This is a genomic window from Streptomyces sp. UW30 (genome assembly GCF_008042075.1).
In the GTDB taxonomy this organism is placed as follows: domain Bacteria; phylum Actinomycetota; class Actinomycetes; order Streptomycetales; family Streptomycetaceae; genus Streptomyces.
This window is the reverse complement of sequence record NZ_RDBN01000174.1, coordinates 1-17,946: the sequence shown is the minus strand read 5'-3', so window position 1 is coordinate 17,946 and position 17,946 is coordinate 1. Positions and strand designations below refer to the sequence as shown.

General features: G+C 72.6%; 9 protein-coding genes. 6 read left to right on the top strand and 3 right to left on the bottom strand.

Features of this window, described 5'->3' with window-relative positions; genetic code table 11:
- Positions 1-30: 30 nt before the first annotated feature.
- The 3 genes from EAO75_RS45380 (at position 31) to EAO75_RS45370 (ending at position 6,507) form a co-directional block, all read left to right on the top strand.
- Complete coding sequence (locus tag EAO75_RS45380; RefSeq protein ID WP_148000953.1) at positions 31-2,613, top strand: AAA family ATPase; 2,583 nt, start codon at positions 31-33, stop codon at positions 2,611-2,613.
- Between the two features lie 3 nt (positions 2,614-2,616).
- Complete coding sequence (locus EAO75_RS45375; protein WP_148000952.1) at positions 2,617-5,394, top strand: AAA family ATPase; 2,778 nt, start codon at positions 2,617-2,619, stop codon at positions 5,392-5,394.
- Between the two features lie 420 nt (positions 5,395-5,814).
- Positions 5,815-6,507 (top strand): LuxR C-terminal-related transcriptional regulator, encoded by a 693-nt coding sequence (locus tag EAO75_RS45370; RefSeq protein WP_148000951.1) that lies wholly within the window; start codon positions 5,815-5,817, stop codon positions 6,505-6,507.
- A gap of 62 nt (positions 6,508-6,569) precedes the next feature.
- Here the strand turns inward: EAO75_RS45370 and EAO75_RS45365 are convergent, their stop codons facing one another.
- On the bottom strand, positions 6,570-7,343 hold the full coding sequence (locus EAO75_RS45365; protein ID WP_148000950.1) for a thioesterase II family protein: 774 nt from the start codon (positions 7,341-7,343) through the stop codon (positions 6,570-6,572).
- A 119-nt stretch (positions 7,344-7,462) separates the two neighbouring features.
- Positions 7,463-10,315: a helix-turn-helix transcriptional regulator gene (locus tag EAO75_RS45360; protein WP_148000949.1), complete on the bottom strand. Its 2,853-nt coding sequence runs from the start codon at positions 10,313-10,315 to the stop codon at positions 7,463-7,465.
- 360 nt (positions 10,316-10,675) lie between these two features.
- Between EAO75_RS45360 and EAO75_RS45355 the strand changes: the two genes are divergently transcribed.
- The 3 genes from EAO75_RS45355 to EAO75_RS45345 all read left to right on the top strand — a co-directional run bounded on the left by EAO75_RS45355 (position 10,676) and on the right by EAO75_RS45345 (position 14,379).
- Positions 10,676-11,857, top strand: coding sequence for a cytochrome P450 (locus tag EAO75_RS45355; protein ID WP_148000948.1), 1,182 nt, complete (start codon positions 10,676-10,678; stop codon positions 11,855-11,857).
- A 394-nt stretch (positions 11,858-12,251) separates the two neighbouring features.
- On the top strand, positions 12,252-13,427 hold the full coding sequence (locus EAO75_RS45350; protein ID WP_148000954.1) for a cytochrome P450: 1,176 nt from the start codon (positions 12,252-12,254) through the stop codon (positions 13,425-13,427).
- A 118-nt stretch (positions 13,428-13,545) separates the two neighbouring features.
- Positions 13,546-14,379 carry a phytanoyl-CoA dioxygenase family protein gene (locus EAO75_RS45345; protein ID WP_148000947.1) on the top strand — a complete coding sequence of 278 codons (834 nt, stop codon included), beginning with the start codon at positions 13,546-13,548 and terminating at the stop codon, positions 14,377-14,379.
- 70 nt (positions 14,380-14,449) lie between these two features.
- Here the strand turns inward: EAO75_RS45345 and EAO75_RS48430 are convergent.
- On the bottom strand, positions 14,450-17,946 hold a 3,497-nt coding region (locus EAO75_RS48430; RefSeq protein ID WP_148000946.1), incomplete at its 5' end, for a type I polyketide synthase.

Genomic DNA, 17,946 nt, shown 5'->3' with positions numbered 1-17,946 from the left:
GGTCCGTGCCGCGACCCCCCAGGGTCGCCCATGACCACCACCCCCGCTTTCGTCCCCGCTCAACTCGTCGGCCGCCAGGCCGCGCTCGACACCCTCGACGGACTCGTGCGACGCCTGGAGGACGGTGTCTCGGACATCGCGGTCGTCTCCGGCCCCGTGGGCTCCGGCCGCAGCGCCGTCCTCGAACGGGCGGTCGACCGGGCCCGGGCCTCGGGCCTCGCCGTCGGCGTCGCCCGCTGTTCACCACGCGAGTCCCAGATCCCGTACGGCGCCATCACCCAGCTGCTCGGCACACTGTGCCGGCCGTCCCGGATCGGTGCCCTCGCCTCCGGCATCGGCCCCACCAGCCGCCCGACGGACACCGTCGCCCGTATGTGCGACACGCTCCTGGCGCTGTCGGCCGGCAGGCCCGTGCTGCTGGCCGTGGACGACCTGCATCTCGCCGACCCCCATTCGCTGCGCCGGCTGGTCGACGTGATCCACCGCGCCCGGCAGGGCGCCATCCTCGGCGTCGTCACCTCCCCCGTGCCGGTCCGTCAGGTCCTCGACGCCGCGGGGGCTCACCCCGAGGCGCCCTTCCCGGTGCACACCCTGCGCCTCGACGCGCTCACCACCGCCGAGGCACGCAGCGTGGTCGAGGCCCGGGTCGGCCGCCCCGTGCCGCGGTCCGTACTGACGGCGGCCGGCGTCGCCGGCTGGTCCCCCGCCGTCCTGCACGCCGTAGCCGACCGGATCTCCGCCCTCGGCCGCCCCCTGGACACCGACGCCGTACCGCAGCTCATCGCCGCCGCCCGCACCGCCTGGTCCACCCGTGCCTTCACCACCCTGCACGGCCTGCCCAAGAACGTCGTCGCCCTGCTGCGGGCCACGGCCGTGGGCGGGTACCAGCTGGAGCCGGCCCGGCTCGCGGCCCTCGCTGGGCTCGACGCCACCGCCTTCGCCGACGCCGTGGACGCCCTGCGGGCCTGCGGACTGCTCGCCGACACCGACATACCCCAGCTGCGCCACCCCTGGTTCGCCGATGACGTCCTGGCGGGCATGACCGGGCCCGAACGCGACCGGCTGCACCGTCGCGCCGCGTCACTGCACGGGCCGGAGGGCTCCCGCCTCGGCACCGTCGCCGAGCTCCTCGGTGACGTCACCTCGCTCGTGCGCCCCTGGGCGGCGTCGGAGGCGGTCGCCTCCTCCCGGCCGCGGCACGCCGCCGACCTCACGACCGCCACGCTGCGGCACTCGCTGTGCGAGCCGGTGACCGAGACGGAGCGGGCCCGGCGCCTGATCCGGCTGGCCGCCGCCGAGGCCGTCACCGCCCCGCAGGCCGCGGACGGACGGCTGCGTCAGGTGATGCTGCGCCACCTCAGCCGCGAGACCTGGCCGGACGTGCTCAACGCCGCCGACCTGCTGCTCAGCCGCGGCGACGCCGAGACCGCCCGCTGGGTGATCGCCGACGTGCACCAGCGGGCGCTGACCAAGATCCCCGACGACGACCTGCGTCCGCTGCGTGCCCTCGGCCGGCTCGCCCACAAAGAGAAGGGAGGCCTGCCGCTCGTCGCCCCACCGCCCATCCACTCCGACCGCCTCGGCCACCCCGCGCAGTCCGCCGTGCTCGCCTGGACCCTCGCCACCCGCGGCGACGACCGGGCCCGGGTTCTCGAACTCGCCCGTGCGGCGCTGGAGGAGCCCGCGTCCGTGCCGTTCATGTGCCGCATCGCCGCGGCCCGGGCCCTGCTGTGCGCGGACGACGTGCCCACCGGCCTCGACCGTCTGGACGCCGTCGTGGCGGACGCCCGCCGGGGCGACGCCCTCGCGGCGGCCGCCCAGGCCCTGCTCAGCCGCGCCGAGGAACAGGTGCGCCTCGGTCGCGGTGAGGACGCGCTGCGCGAGCTGGCCGCCGCCACACGGGCCCTCCCGCCCGCGTCGTGGCACAGCCTGCTGGCTCCCCGGCTCGCCGCCGCCGAGATCCTCGCCCTGATCCGCTGCGGCCGCGTGGACGAGGCCCGGGTGGCCTCGGAGCGTGCCCGGAGCCGGCCCGAGGGCCACAGCGTCACCACGGCCTTCCTGCTGTACGCCCGCGCCGAAATCGCGCTCATCGACGGGGACGCCGCCCGGGCGCTGCTGCTGCTCGAGGAGTGCGGCCGCATGCTGCGCGCCAAGCGCTGGCGCAACCCCATGCTCATACCGTGGCGCAGCGCCGCGGCCGTCGCCCACCATCACCTCGGCGCCCCCGCCACCGCGGACGACCTGCTCGTCAAGGAGCGCGATGTCGCCGAGCGCTGGGGGACGCTGAGCGCGTTCACGGCGTTGCGCACCCGCACCCACGAGACCCTGGCGCACAACGGCGTCGAGGTCCCCTGGACGACCACTGCGTCCGCCCCGGATCTGCCCGCCGAGGTACCTGACGGGACCGCCCCGGAGCGGGACCCGCTCACCCCGTCCGAGCGCGACGTGGCCGGCCTCGTCGTGGCCGGTCTGGCCAATCGTGAGATCGCCCGCCAACTGGGCCTGGCCACCCGCACCGTGGAGCTGCGGCTCACGAACACCTACCGCAAGCTCGGCGTCAAGGGGCGCGCCGCCCTCGTCGCCCACCTGCGAGCCCGGCAGGAGGACGCCTGAACCATGCTGCTGGAGCGCGAGCAGGAGCTGGCCGTACTGGACGAGGCGGTGGCCCACGCCCGGGCGGGCACCGGTGTGCTCGTCGTCATCGAGGGCGGCTCCGGCACCGGCACGACGGCCCTGCTGAACCAGCTGGCCGAGCGGGCGACGGCAGCCGGCGCCCTGGTGCTGCGCTCCGGCGGCACGCCCGCCGAACGCACCGTCCCCTTCGGTGTGCTCCGCCGTCTGGTGCTCCCGCTGGTCGCCGAACGCGACCTGCCCGCGCCCCTGCTCACCGCGGTGCCGCCCATCGCCACCGCCTTGGGCCCGTCCGCCCCGGGCGGCGAGGCCGACGCCGCCGTGCGCGCCGACACGCTGCACTGGCTGCACATCCTGTTCGCCGGCCTCAGCGCCGAGCGGACCGTGGTGCTCGCCGTCGACGACCTGGGCTGGGTCGACGACGATTCCCTGGGAGCCCTGGCCCACCTCGCGGCCCGCTTCGACGGCCTGCGCATGCTGCTGGCCGTGGTCCGCAAGGACGGCCTCGGCACCCGCGACCCGCTCGTCGGCGAGATCTCAGCGGCCGCCACCCGCCGCGTCCGGGCCCGCGGGCTGACCCGCCGGGGTACGGCGGCGCTGGTGGCCCACCACTTCGGGGCCGGCTGCCCCGAGGACTTCAGCCGGACCTGTCACGACGTCACCGGGGGCCGCCCGAAGGACCTGAGGGTGCTGTGCGACCGGGCCCGGCTGCGACGCCTCGGCACACCCCACTGGCACACGCAGCGCCTGCGCGGGCTCGGCGAGTCGCTGCGCCGCGAGCGGTTGCTGTCGCTGCTGCGGCGCGAACCCGTCCTCGACGCCTTCCTCAAGGCGACCGCCGTGCTCGCCGATCACGCCACGGACGACCTCGTCGCACGGCTCGCGGGGCTGACCCGGCAGCAGTGCGGGTACGCCCGTGAGGTCCTCACGCACGCGTGGCCGTCCACCGCCGACCAGGGCGAGGCCGCCCACACACGCGCCGCCTGCGCCGTCGTCCTGCGGGCCATGGGGGACGAGGAGAGCTCCCGCCGCCACCGGCAGGCGTCGGCCCTGCTCGACGCGTGCGGCGCCGGACCGGAGGAGGTCGCGGCGCCGCTCCTGCACGTCGACCGGCTCGGCGACCCGTGGGAGATCCACCAGTTGCGGGCCGCGGCGGCGGCCGCCCGCCGCCGGGGCGCGCCGGAGACGGCCGTGCGCTATCTCGGCCGCGCCCTCGTCGACGTAGCCGCCACCAGCCACGTCCGCGCCGAGTTGCTGTACGAACTCGGGGTCACCGAGCTGGACCTGAGGTCCCCGGTCGCGGGCCGCCACTTCGTGCAGGCCGCGCGGCTCATGCCCCGGCTGCGACGCCGTGCCGAGGTCGTCTCCAGCACCCCGCTGGACATCGTGCGCAGCGACCCCGAGGTCGCCGCCCTCGTCCGGGAGACGGCCGCCGGCCTCGGTACTCCGCGGGAGGGCGACCGCCAGGGCGGGTACCTCGCGATGCGGCTGGAGGCCCGGGCACGGTACGCCGGCCTGGAGGATCCCGGGCTGGTGACATCGGCGGCGCGCCGGCTGCTCGACCTCGACGAGCAGCGCCGCGGCGCCTCGGCGGCCGAGCGCGAACTGCGCACCGTCCTCGTGTTCTCGGCGGCCATGGGCGGGCAGTCCGACCACCGCACCGTGGCCCGGATGGCCCGGCAGGTCCTGGAGGAGGAGCCGGCCCACACCGCCCTGAGCGGCCTCGCGCTCGAACTTCTGCCGCCGGTGCTCTACTGCACGGACAGCCCGCACGTCGCCGCCTCCTGGCTGGACGCGGCGCGTCTGCACGCCGCGCAGGAGGGCAACCGCGCCACCCTGGCCCGGGTCGAGGCGGTGCATGGTCTCGCCCTGCTGGCACGGGGCGAGGTCGGTGCGGCCCGGGAATGCGGGATGCGCGCCCTCGCACTCGCCGAGGGCGGAACATACGGGAACCGGGTGCACCCCACTCTGGTTCTCGGGCAGGTGGCTCTCGAACTGGGCGACGCCAAACTCGGCGCGCGGCTCCTGGATCCCGCCGAACCGCCCGCCGACCTACGGATGTTCGCCATGGTCGGGGCCCTCAACGGGATGCTCGCGGAACACCGGGGGAACCTGCCGCAGGCGCTGGCGCACTATCTGGACTGCGGGCGTGTCCTGGAGCGAGCCGGATGGGTGAACCCGGCGTTCGCGCACTGGCAGATCCGGGTCGCCCTGATCCACCACCGCGCGGGCCGGACCGCCGAGGCCCTCGCCGCCGCCCGGACTCATCACGAGCGCGCCCTGGACTGGGGCGCGTCGACCATGCTGAGCCGGGCGCTGCGCCTGCTCGGCAGCATCACCGAGGGCGCGGCGGGCATCGAGCTGCTGCGGCAGGCCGTCGACACCGTCGAAACAGAGGGCAGCCGACTGGAGTTGGCCCACGCCCTCACCGAATTGGGCCGACGTCTGCAACGTCAGTCGGCTCCGCAGGGCGACCGGCTCTTCCGGCGCGGCCGCGGACTGGCCGACGAATTGCTCAACGCGCCGTCCGACGCCGAACCCGGCAGCGTTCGCCCTGCCCAAGCGCTCGCGGCCGGGCTCACCCCGGCCGAGACGAGGGTGGCGGAACGTGCGGTACGCGGTCTGAGCAATAGGGAGATCGCGAAGGAACTCGATACGAGTGTGCGGGCCGTGGAAAGACACCTCACGAGCTCGTACCGCAAATTCTGCATTACCGGCCGGGAACAACTGGCCCACGCCATGGGAATGGACGAAACCCGCTAGCCTGCCCGGCACGGCTTTGATCTATACCACCGACCTGCGCGGAGTTTTGTTCATTGTGTTCATGGCATCCACGGAACGCAGAGCCGCCGGTTTTCCACCAGCTTCGCTACCGCAACTCAGACGACAGGATGCATGTCCGGACAATCGCGCTGACGTGCACAAGTCCTTACTTGAGCGTTACTTGAGCGTTGCGTTCGCAGGTTACCGAACGGTACTCAAAAGACGTCCGCATACGGGACCGCAATGCGCACCGAACCCCCGCCGGCGGGCACCGCAGTCTTAGGCTTGAATTGGGCCCGGTGAACCCTGTATGCCTTGACATGTATTTTCATTCGATGGCAATGTCATGGGTGAAGGAACACTCCCCGCTGCGGGATGCACCACTGGTCATGAGCGCTGAGAGAGAGTGGCCCACCCCCCATGAAAAACGCCGGCCTAGACTCCGCAGAGATCCTGCCCGACGCACCGCGGAACTGGTCTCCGGAACCGTATCGCGACAATTATTTGGCGCTTTTCGAGCAGTCCCTCGTTTGCATCGCCAACCTCGATCTGGAATTCCGGATAATGGAGGCGAACCGATCCTTCGCCCACCAATTCGACTGGACCCCCGGGCAAGGAACGGGAAGGGACTTCTGTGAACTCCTGCATCCCAGTGTGCAGGGCAAGCTGAAGAACGAGTTGATCCGTCTGGCGGACGGTCAAAGTCCCCGGTTCGCCGACCACTTGGTCGCGCTGGGTGCGAAGGACGCCGTATTCCGGGGCGAGATGACCGGAATCGCCGTGCGGAGCGGTATCGGCCGGGTGGACCGAATTCTGGTGCTGGTCGACCCGGAGCAGTCCGAGACCGGTCCGCAGATCGCCAACGCCCGGCGCAAACTGTTCAGCCCGATGCATGCCCGCATACTGGAGGGAGTGGCATCGGGCGAGTCGACGGTGCAGCTCGCCACGAAACTCTTCCTCAGCCGCGGCGGAGTGGAGTATCACGTCTCCTCGCTGTTGCGGAAGATGAAGGTGACCAACCGGCCGGCGCTGATATCGAAGAGCTATTCCCTCGGTGTCTTCGCCGTCGGTCAGTGGCCGCCGCGGGTGCGCCCGGAGTTCGTGTCCGACTGACCGCGACCTTTCCCAACCCCCGAAGGCCCCGCCGTCTCCCCCCGGCGGGGCCTTCGGGGGTTTCAGGGCCCAGCCGTGCGGGCGGTTTCGAGCTCCGTCAGAATCTCGGCGTACACCTCGTTCAGGTGGCCGGTGAGGAAGAAGTGGCCGCCGGCGAAGACCCGCATACGGAAGGCGCCCTCGGTGTGGTCGCGCCAGGACTCCGCCTCCGCCAGGGTCGTGCGCGGGTCGGCGTCGCCCGTCAGGACGGTCAGCGCGCCGCGCATCCGGCGTCCGGGCGGGCAGGTGTAGGTCTCGATGGCGCGGTAGTCGCCCCGGATCGCGGGCAGCGCCATCCGCAGCAGCTCGTCGTTGCCGAACACGGCCGCGTCGGTGCCGTTGAGCAGCCGCAGCTCCGTGATCACCCCCGCGTCGTCCTGCTGGTGCACCCGCTCGTCCCGGTGGGAGGACGGGGCGCGCCGGCCCGAGGCGATGACGGCGCGCGGCGGATTGGCGCTGAGCTCCTCCAGCCGCAGCGCCGTCTCGAAGGCCAGGACGGCGCCCATGCTGTGGCCGAAGAACACGGTGGGCTTCTCGCTCAGCTCACGGATCTCCTCGCACAGCAGGTCCGCGAGCTTGCCGATGTCCTCGACGCAACTCTCGGTGCGCCGGTCCTGGCGTCCCGGGTACTGCAGCGCGACCACGTCGACGTCCGGCGAGAAGCGCACCGACACCGGGTGGAAGAAGCTGGCCGAACCACCCGCGTGCGGAAAGCAGACCAGCCGTACGGCGCTGCCGGCACAGGGATGGTAGCGGCGGATCCACGCCGTGGTGGCGTCGTCGGCGATACGCGACATGGGCGTCCCTTTCCAGAGGTTTCGTCGGTACGACAGCGGCAACCGGCCCGCCGTCGCCGCCCATTGAACGCGGCGCGCCACCTGCAAAACCCTAAACTTCGTTGCTGGCGGCCGCGCCCTCAGCCGACGGGTCTGCGCTCGGCGGCGAGGACGGCCGCGAGTTCGCCCCGGCCTCGGATGCCGAGCTTGCGGTACACGCTCGTGAGGTGGAACTCCACCGTGCGCATGGTGAGGAACAGAGCCTCGGCGATCTCCCGGTTGGTGGCTCCGGCGGCGGCCCGGTCGGCGACCTGCCGTTCGCTTCCGCTCAGTGCGTCGGTCGGTGACTCGGTGCCGTGCCGCAGCCGTCCGCCGGCCGCCCCGAGGGCGGGCACGGCCTGGTCGAGGAGCTGCCGGTCCCCGCACAGTACGGCGATGTCGATGGCCCGCCGCAGCCGTTCGCGCGCACCCTCGAGGTCGCCGCGCTCCAACAGCCGCCGGCCCAGCAGATACTCGGCACGTGCGTGCTCCAGGCGGCCCGGGCTGCCGTCGAGGAGACGGGCGGCCTCGGTCAGTTCGTCGATGCCGGTGTCGCCGGGGGTGAGGACACCGCGGGCGACGGCGAGCATGCCCTGGGCGCGGGGCGTGCCCCAGCGCCCGACGGACGGCGCCACGCGTTCGACGACGTCCCGTCCCTCCCCGTGCCGGCCAAGGTCGGCGAGCAGTTGCGCGGCGTCGTACCACCAGGGGGCCAGGACGGGGTTGCCGATGCCTGCCTCGGCGAGGCTGTCACCGCACCGTATGAGATGGCCGAGGGCGCCCTCCGGGTCGCCGAGCGCGGCACGCGTCCGGGCCCGGCTCATCATGTAGGTGTGCGACTCCAGTGCGAACTGGTCCAGGCGGGGCCGGCGCACCAGATCGAGGAGCTCTTCGGCGCGTTGGGCGTCGCCCCGCAGGACCAGGACGTCCGCGAGGGTGCAGTGCGGTCCGACGACACTCTTCACCCGCAGGTCGCGGTGGACGAGGTCGAAGGCGAGCTGTGCGTCCGCCAGCGCCTGCGCGATGTTGCCGGCCCACATGTGCACCTGGGCGCGGGTGGTGGAGRCGAGGGCGCTGTTCCAGGCCTGGCCCCGCTTTTGGGCGTGTTCGAGCAGAGTGGTGAGCACGAACTCGACGGGCTTGATCTCGTCGGCGAGGTAGAGGGTGAGGCTGGCGCCGAGGGCGCCCCAGCCGCCGAGCAATACGTCCCCGACCCGCAGGACCCGCTCGGCGGCCGGGACCAGTTCGGCGGCGGGGCGGCCCTCCAGGGTGCCGAGCGCGCACAGCATGCCGAGCAGCAGGCGCTCCTCGGCGGTCTCGCCGGGCGGCAGGGTGTGGTCGCGGAAGCGCTCGCTGACGCGGCGCACGGTGGACACCTCATCGAGCCCGGAGACCAGCGCCATCGCCTCCACGAGGGTGCGCAGCGCCTGTTCGTCCGGGGCGTCGCCGAGTGCGGACTCGACCATGGGCAGTGTCTCGCCGACCAGTTCGAAGGCCCGCAGCGAGTTCTGGGCGCCGAGCGAGGTGATGACGTACTGAAGGACGAGACGGCAGCGCAGGCGCGGGTCGGTGGCGAGGGACAGCGCGTGTTCCAGCCGGCTGAGCGCGGTGGGGTGGTCGGAGTGGGCGAGGACCCGGGCCGAGGCGGACAGCAGCTCGATGTCGTCGAGGTCGTGCCGCAGGGCGCGGGAGAGGTACTCGCCGGCGGTGGCAGGGGCGCCGCGCTGCTCGGCGCCGAGTGCGGCGGACCGCAGGACGGTGACCATCCAGGGCTCGGGCACCTCGGGCAGGTGCATCAGCTGGACGGCGACCTGGTCGCTGGGGTGCCCGGAGTCGTTGAGCAGGCGTGCGGCGCGCTCGCGCAGCGCGAGGCGTTCGTCGGCCGGCGTCTCGTCCAGGACGGCCTGGCGCATGAGGTCGTGCCGGTAGGCGAGGGAGTCGGGGCGCAGCAGGCCGGCGGCGCGCAGGGCGTCGACCGCGCGGGCGGCCGGGCCCGGGGTGGTGCCGGCGAGGGCGGCGACGGTTTCGATGTCGTCGGATTCCAGGACCGCGAGCGCCTTGGCCACCGCGAGCCGTTCGGGGGTGAGCCGGTCGAGGTGGAAGCGGGCCACGGTGCCGTGCCCGAGACCGTCGCGGAGTGCGTCGGCGTCGAGTCCGGCGTCCGGGGCGCGTTCCCTCAGCTCGCGGACGAGGAGCTGGACCAGGAACGGGGTGCCGCCGGTGAGCTCCATGCAGCGTGAGACGACGGCGGCGTCGGGCGTGACGGCGAGGGATGCGGCGAGCATCTCGCGTACGGCGTCGTCGGTGAGCGGCTCCACGTCGACGGTGAGGCAGGAGGCGGCGTCGGCCATCTCGTCCAGCACGTCGGGCAGCGCGGGCTCGACCTCGGTGCGCAGCGTGAGGAGCAGGGTGACCGGCAGGCCCTCGGCCCGCCGCAGCAGGAAGCCCAGCCAGCGCAGCGACGCCTCGTCGCACCACTGGACGTCGTCGACCGCGAGGACCAGGGGCCGCTCGGCGGCGAGCGAGGCGGTGAGCCAGTACAGGCCGTGCATGACGCCGTACATGTCGGCGGGCTCGCCGTCAAAGGCGCCGTCCGCGGTGAGGGCGGGCAGGGCGAGCGCGGCGCTGCCCGCCAGCGCGGCACTTCCGGCGAGCAGCGGATGCCGCGCGGGATCGCCGTCGGTGAGGCCCAGCGGTGCGAACAGTCCGCGCACCGCCTCGTAGGCGGCGCCGCCGCTCTCCTGGCACTTGACGGTGAGGACACGGGCGTCGGCGTCCGGTTCGGCGAGCGCCGCGTGCATGAGCCGGGTCTTGCCGATGCCGGGTGCTCCCCGCAGCAGGACCGCACGTCCGTCGCCCGAACCGTGGAAGTGCTCACGGATCAGGGCGAGTTCCAGGTCTCGACCGACGAGCGCAGGCTCGTCTTCCGCCTTCAGGCCGGAGGTTAAAGCCACCGCGTCTCCTGTATTGCCCCGCCACACAAAGGAGTTGGCGGAAAGTACGAACCGAACGACCCTTTTCTCGTCCGATCATACGCACGAGCAGGGGTGTTCATCGCCCGCGCGCGATGCGGTCGCACGCCTACCGGAGGGCCGTTCACTCATTCACGATCGCCAACACAGGACGGCCCGTGGCGCCCTGCCGCCGGTCAGAGGGCGGACCGGAGTAACTGGGTCCGGTTCAGTGGAGGTCCGCGGCGTGGAAGATGAGCGGGATTCACATCTGAGTGTGGCGCACCACACATGAGCAGTATCGCGGGACGACGCCCCGAACTCTCGGGAATTGATCAGTCCCGGGGCGCCAGGCTCGGCCCCATGCCGCACACACCCCCCTTACCTGTGCTCGACACCGACTCGCGCCCCGTCTTCGCCGCCGGCCCGCTGCGGGCGCTGCGGGACGAGGCCGCCGTCCGCCGCGTGCGGACCCCGGCCGGCGACGAGGCCTGGCTCGTCACCCGGCACGCCGAGACGAAGGCCCTCCTCCACGACCAGCGGCTGGGCCGTTTCCATCCCAGCCCCGCCACCGCACCCAAGTACGTCGACAGCCCGCTCGTCGAGATGCTGATCATCGACGACGCCGACACGGCCCGCGAGATGCACCGCCAGGTGCGTGCCCTCCTCGGCCCGCAGTTCGCGGCGCGCCGCATGCAGGAGCTGAGGCCCCGCGTCGCGGCCGCCGCGCGGGCGCTCGCCGCGGACTTCGCGGAGCGTGAGCAACCCGCCGATCTGCACGGGCAGTTCGCCCTGCCGTACTCCCTGAGCATCCTGCACGAGCTGATCGGTGTGCCCGCCGAGCAGCGCGAACGCGCCGCGCAACTGCTCGCCGACATCGGCCGGGTCGGCAAGGACGGGCAGGCCGCGCCCGGCCCGGGCCCGCTGTTCGCCCTGTTCGGCGCGCTCGCCGAGGCGAAGCGGGCCGAACCGCTGGACGACGTCCTGTCCCGGCTCGTCGCCGCCGACGTCCCCACCGAGCAGGCCGCCGCGCTCGCCGCGACGCTGCTGATGGCGGGCCTGGAGAGCGTGGCGAGTTTCATCACCCTCGGCGTCGCACTGCTCACCCGCCACCCCGAGCGGCAGCGGACGGCGCTCGGCGACCCGGAGGCCATGTCCGCGCTGGTGGAGGAGATTCTGCGCAACGGCAAGCAGTCCGGCTCCGTCCTGCCCCGCTACGCCGCCGCCGACATCGAGATCGCCGGGGTGACCATCCGGGCCGGCGACCTGGTGCTGCTGGACTTCGCGCTGGCCAACCATGACGAGCGCGTCTTCGAGGAGGCCGGGGAGTTCGACCCGCGCCGTGCGCCCAACCCGCATCTGTCGTTCGGGCACGGCATCTGGCACTGCCTCGGCGCCTCACTGGCCCGTATCGAGCTGGCGGAGGCGTTCACCGCGCTGTTCGAGCGCATGCCGGGGCTGCGTCCGACGGTCGCGCACGAGGAGCTCATGACCAGTGCCGGGCGACTCGTCGGCGGACCTGCGGAGCTGCCGGTGCGGTGGTAGCGCGGCGTTCCCGGCACATCCCCGTTTCGCCTGCCGGGGCTTCGGTCCCGGCCCAACATCGCAACCGCCTGCCGGGACTTCGACCCCGGCACAACCCCACAACCGCCCGCCGGAACTTCGACCCCGGCACAACCCCACAACCGCCCGCCGGAACTTCGACCCCGGCACAACCCCACAACCGCCCGCCGGAACTTCGACCCCGGCACAACCCCACAACCGCCCGCCGAGACTTCAACCCCCGGCACAACCCCACAACCGCCCCCTGGGGCTTCGGATCCCGTGCCAGGACTAGGGATTTGCCCGGCGCGGGCGGCCCATCCTTCGTCTCGCATCGGGGTCACGAAGTCCCGGTGCACCGCCCGGTGAGAGGGGACGGCACGTGACAGCGACAGACATGAAGGACGACGCCGCACGGCAGGTCGACTTCCCGTTCCGCCAGCCCGGCGAGCCCTTCCCCCCGCCCGGCTATGCCGAGTTGCGGGGGCGCGACGGGCTGGCGTGGTCGATGATGCCGGGCGGCCAGCGGGTCTGGCTGCTGACCCGGTTCGAGGACGTGCGGGAGGCCCTGCTCCACCCGCATCTGAGCTCGGACTCCCGCAACGAGGGGTTCCCCACCCCCGGACGTACGGGCGGGCCGCCCGCGCAGACCCAGATCCCCGGCTGGTTCGCCACCCTCGACCCGCCCGAGCACGACCGCTACCGCAAGATCCTCATGCAGGACTTCACCGCGCGGCGGATGAAGGAACTGCGCCCCCGCATCGAGAAGGTCGTCGAGGACTGCGTGGAGTCGCTGGTCGCCAAGGGCAGTCCGGCCGACCTGGTCGCGGACTACGCGGTGCCGATTCCGTCGCTGGTGATCTGCGAGCTGCTGGGCGTGCCCCACGTCGACCGGGCGTTCTTCGAGTCTCGTATCTCGGTACTGGTCACCCTCTCCGCCACCGACGAGGAGCGGGACCAGGCGACCACGGAACTCCTGCGCTATCTGGGCCGGATGGTCACCATCAAGCGGCACCGGCCCGGTGACGACATGATCAGCACGATGATCGCCTCCGGGGAACTGGCCCCGATGGAGGTCGGCGGAGCCGCCCTGCTGCTGCTCATCGCCGGCCAGGAGACCACCGCCAACAACATCGCCCTGGGCGCGGTACCCCTCATGACGCACCCGGAGTGGATCGGCGACCCGGGCATCGTGGACGAACTGCTGCGGTTCTACTCCGTCGCCGACCTGGTGCCGTTGCGGGTGGCCGTGGCGGACGTGGAGATCGGCGGCCAGCTGATCAGGGCGGGCGAGGGCGTGGCACCGCTGGTGGCCGCCGCCAACTTCGACGACGGCAGGTTCGCCTGCCCGCACGCCTTCGACCCGGGCCGCTCGGCGCAAGGCCACGTCGCCTTCGGGCACGGCCGGCACAAGTGCCTCGGCCAGCATCTCGTACGCATCGAGATGGAACTGGCCTACCGCGTCCTCTTCGAGCGGCTGCCCGGCATCCGGCTCGACTGCGCCGTCGAGGACCTGCGCCACAAGGACTACGGCGTGCTGTACGGGCTCGCCGAACTGCCGGTGCGCTGGTGACCGGCCGGGCGCCGGACCGCTGCGCCGACGCCCACCGAGCGGCGTCGCCGGCCGAACGGCGTCGCCGACCGAGACCGAGGCGCTTCGCCGACCCGAACCGACAGAACCAGGATTTCGCATGCCCGCAGACCTGACCCGGCTTCCCGCCACCGCACCGGTGTCCGACGTCACCGCCGTCCTGGAACGCGACGGCGGTGTGATCGTCGAGAACCTCGTCGACGAGACGACCCTGAAGGGTCTGTGGGACGACCTCGGTCCCGCGCTCGACGCAGTCGGCTACGGGGACAGCTCGTTCACCGGCCAGCGCACCAAGCGGCTCAGCTCACTGTTCGCCCGTTCCCGGCACATGGAGCGGATCGCACTCGACCCGCTGTATCTGGGCACAGCCCGGGACCTGATCGAGCGTCCCTCGACGAACTGGTTCGGCCGGCAGCGCACCGATCTCGCCCCGAACGTCCAGGTCAGCATCACCCAAGTGATCCAGATCTGGCCCGGCGAGACCGCGCAGCCGCCGCACCGCGACGACATCGCGCACCTGCTGCCCAGCCCCGGCCCCACGAACCGGGTGCAGATCATGCTGGCGATGAGCGAGTTCACCGAGGAGAACGGCGCCACGATGGTCTACCCGGGCAGCCACCTGTGGGAGGCGGAGCGTGCGCCGCGCCCGGAGGAGGCCGTGCAGGCGGAGATGGACCCGGGGTCCTGCCTGATCTGGGTCGGCGGTCTGTTCCACGGCGGTGGCGCGAACCTCGCCGACGACGCGCGCACGGGCCTCACGCTCGCGCTGGTGCGCGGCAATCTGCGCCAGGAGGAGAACCAGTATCTGGCCGTGCCGCGGGAGATCGTCCGTGAATATCCCGAGGAGCTCCAGCGGCTGCTGGGCTGGGGCCTGTGCCCGCCGTTCCTCGGCTGGTACGAGCAGGAGGACCCGATCCGCCTGCTCGACGACTGACCGGGCACCCGGCTCTGCCGGTCGAACGCCGAGGGCCGCCGCGCACACCGCGTGGCGGCCCTCGGCGTGTTCAGCGCTCCAGCAGCCAGGCGTGGACGGCGCGAGCCGTGGTGTCGGCGTCGCGGTCCAGCAGGCTGACGTGGGTGCCGGGCACTTCCACCGCCTCGTGCGGCAGCGGCCAGGTCGGCCGGTCGGCGCCCAGCAGCAGGGCAGGGTCGTGTTCGGCGGCGGCCACGAACAGGGTGCTCGGCGTGTCGGCGGCCGGCGCGGGCCGCCAGCGGTCGAACAGGCGGCCGTAGTGGGCGGTCGCGGTGAGCTGGTCGGCGTCGACCGGGACGTCGGGGAAGTCGCGCATGAGCCGGCAGGAGGTGGCGACCATGGCGAGCGCGAGGTTCTCGTCGGGCGTCTTGGGCGAGTCGAGCAGCACCACGGCCCGCGGCGCCGCGCCCGCCTCGGCCAGTACGGCGGCCAGGAGGTGGGCCTGCCAGCCGCCGGAGGAGTAGCCGACGAGGGTGAGCGGCTTGTCCCCGAAGGCGTCGAGGACGGCCTGCGCCTGCCGGGCGGCGGCGGCTTCAGGGCTGTCGGGCAGGGGCTCGCCGGGCGCGTACCCCGGCGCGGGCAGCACCCAGACGTCGCGGGTGCCGTGCAGGGCGGCAGCGAACCGGGAGTACTGATACGCGGTGGCGGGTGCGACCAGGGACGGCAGACACAGCAGGGCCTCGCCCTCCGTGCCGGTGGCTAGCCGGACCGGCCGGGGTCCGGAGGCCGTCGCGCCGGGCCGCGCGTCCGGGTCGGCCGCCCGGCCGGACGAGGTGTCCGGCAGGCCGAACCCCGGCCGCATCGCGGCCGCGAGGTGCAGCACGTCCAGCCCCTTGTCGTACTGCTCCCGCTCGAAGGCGTACCGCACCAACGCGGTCACCGAGTCGGTGGGTACGGCCGACTGCCCCTGCCCGACGGCCAGTTCATCCACGAGGTGGGCGGCGAGGGCGCGTGCTGTGGCGTGCTCGTAGAGGGCGGAGGTCGGCAGCCGCACTCCGCTGGCGCGGCTGACACGGTTGCCGAGGTCGGCGAGCGACAGGGATGTGAAGCCGAGTTCGAGGAACCGCTGCGTGCCGCCGACCTCATCGGTGTCGGTATGCCCGAGGACCTGGGCCACCTGGGCGAGAACGAGCTCGAGGACGGCGCTCTCGCGCTCGGCCGGGGGCATCAGACGGAGGCGGTCGGCGGGCGCGGAGAGGGACGAGGGCTCGGGTTCGAAGGTGGACAGGGACTCGGGACCGGCGGGCGAGGCCGGCTCGCGCGGGGCCTCAGGGATGCCGAGGAAGCTCATCGCACTGTTCTCACCGGCACGGTCGGGCAGCCAGTAACGCCGGCGCCGGAAGGCGTACGTCGGCAGGTCCACCCGGCGCGCGCCGGTCCCGGCGAACACAGCCCCCCAGTCCACGTCCGCGCCTTGGACGAAGATCTCGGCGAGGGCGGTGAGCAGCGCCGCGACCTCCGCCCGCTCGCGGCGCAACACGCTCACCGCGACGGTGGCCTCGACCGGCGCCTGAGCGCTGAGGACCGGATCCGGGCCGATCTCCAACAGCCGACTGACCCCTTGGCCGGCGGTGGCGGTGGTGATCGCGTCATGGAAGCGCACGGGCTTGACGATCTGGTCCGTCCAATAGCGCGCGGTGGTCCAGTCACCGTCCCGCAGCGCCTGCCCGGTGACGGTGCTGACGGCGGGCACGGTCGGCGTGCGGTAGGCGATCCCGTCGGCCACGGAGGCGAAGTCGTCCAGGACCGGCTTCATCAGGGGCGAGTGGAAGGCGTGGCTGACGCGCAGTCGCTTCGTACGGCAGCCACGGTCGTGGAACGTGGCGCGGACGGCCTCGACGGCGCTTTCGGCGCCCGACACCACGACGGACCGCAGCCCGTTCACCGCGGCGATCGCCACATCCCCGTCCAACACCGGGGCGACTTCCTCCTCGGCGGCCTCGATCGCGGCCATCGCGCCGCCCTCGGGAAGGGCCTGCATCAACCGCGCCCGAGCCGCCACCAGCCGTACCGCATCCGGGAGTTCGAAGACCCCGGCCGCATACGCAGCCGCAAACTCGCCCACCGAGTGGCCGACGACGCAGTCGGGCTCGGTCCCCCAGGAGCGCAGCAGCTCCACCAGGGACACCTGTACGGCGAAGAGTGCCGCCTGCGCATAGCCCGTACGGTCCAGCAGCGCGGCCTGCGTCGAATCCTCCGGCGCGAAGACCGCGGCCCGTACGCCCGTGGTGAAGCCGGCGGCGCCGTCGAACTCCCCGTCGAGGTGCGCGCACACCTCGTCGAAGGTCCTGGCGAACACGGGGAAACGGGCGTACAACTCCCCTCCCATTCCAGGGCGTTGACTGCCCTGGCCGGTGAACAACCACGCCGTGCCGCCCTCGGTGACGGCCCCGCTGACGATGTCCGGGGTCGGCGTCCCGGCGCTGAAAGAGGTGAGGGCGGCGGCCAGCGTTCGGGTGTCGGGGCCGAGGGCAACGGCGCGGTGGGTCAGGTCGGCACGGGTGGTGGCCAGCGAGTAGCCGACATCCTGTGCCGAGTGGTCATCGGTGAGCGCCGCGGCGTGACGGGCGGCCTGCTGGGTCAGCGACTCGGGTCGGTGGGCGGACAGCACCCAGGGGACCGGCAGGAGCGAGGAGTCGGATGCGGGCAGCTCCGACTGCTCCGGCTCAGGGGCTTCTTCGAGGATGACGTGGGCGTTGGTTCCGCTGATCCCGAACGCCGAGACACCCGCCCGCCTCGGCCGCTCGCCACGCGGCCACGCCCGCGACTCCGTCAGCAGGCGGACCTGCCCCGCGTCCCAGTCCACGTGCGAGGAAGGCCGATCCACGTGGAGCGTGGCCGGCAGCGACTCTCGCTGCATCGCCAGCACCATCTTGATGACACCGGCGACACCGGCCGCAGCCTGCGTGTGCCCGAGGTTCGACTTCACCGACCCCAGCCACAACGGTCCGTCGGTTCGTTCCTGGCCGTAGGTGGCAAGCAAGGCCTGCGCTTCGATCGGGTCGCCGAGCGTCGTACCCGTGCCATGCGCCTCGACAACGTCGACGTCGGCAGCGGAGATTCGGGCGGTCTTCAATGCCTGGCGGATGACGCGCTGCTGCGACGGACCATTCGGCGCCGTCAACCCATTGGACGCACCATCCTGATTGACCGCACTCCCCCGCACCACCGCCAACACCGAATGCCCATTGCGACGGGCATCCGAGAGCCGTTCCAGAACCAGRATCCCGGCGCCCTCACCCCACACCGTCCCATCCGCACCCTCACCAAACGCCTTGCACCGRCCRTCCACCGCAAGACCACGCTGACGCGAAAACTCAACAAACGCAGCAGGCGACGACATCACCGTCACCCCACCCGCCAACGCCACCCCACACTCACCCGACCGCAACGCACCCACCGCCARATGAAGCGCCACCAACGCCGACGAACACGCCGTGTCCACCGTCACCGCCGGACCCTCCAACCCCAACGCATACGCCACCCGCCCCGACATCACACTCGCCGCAGACCCCGTCCCCACAAAAC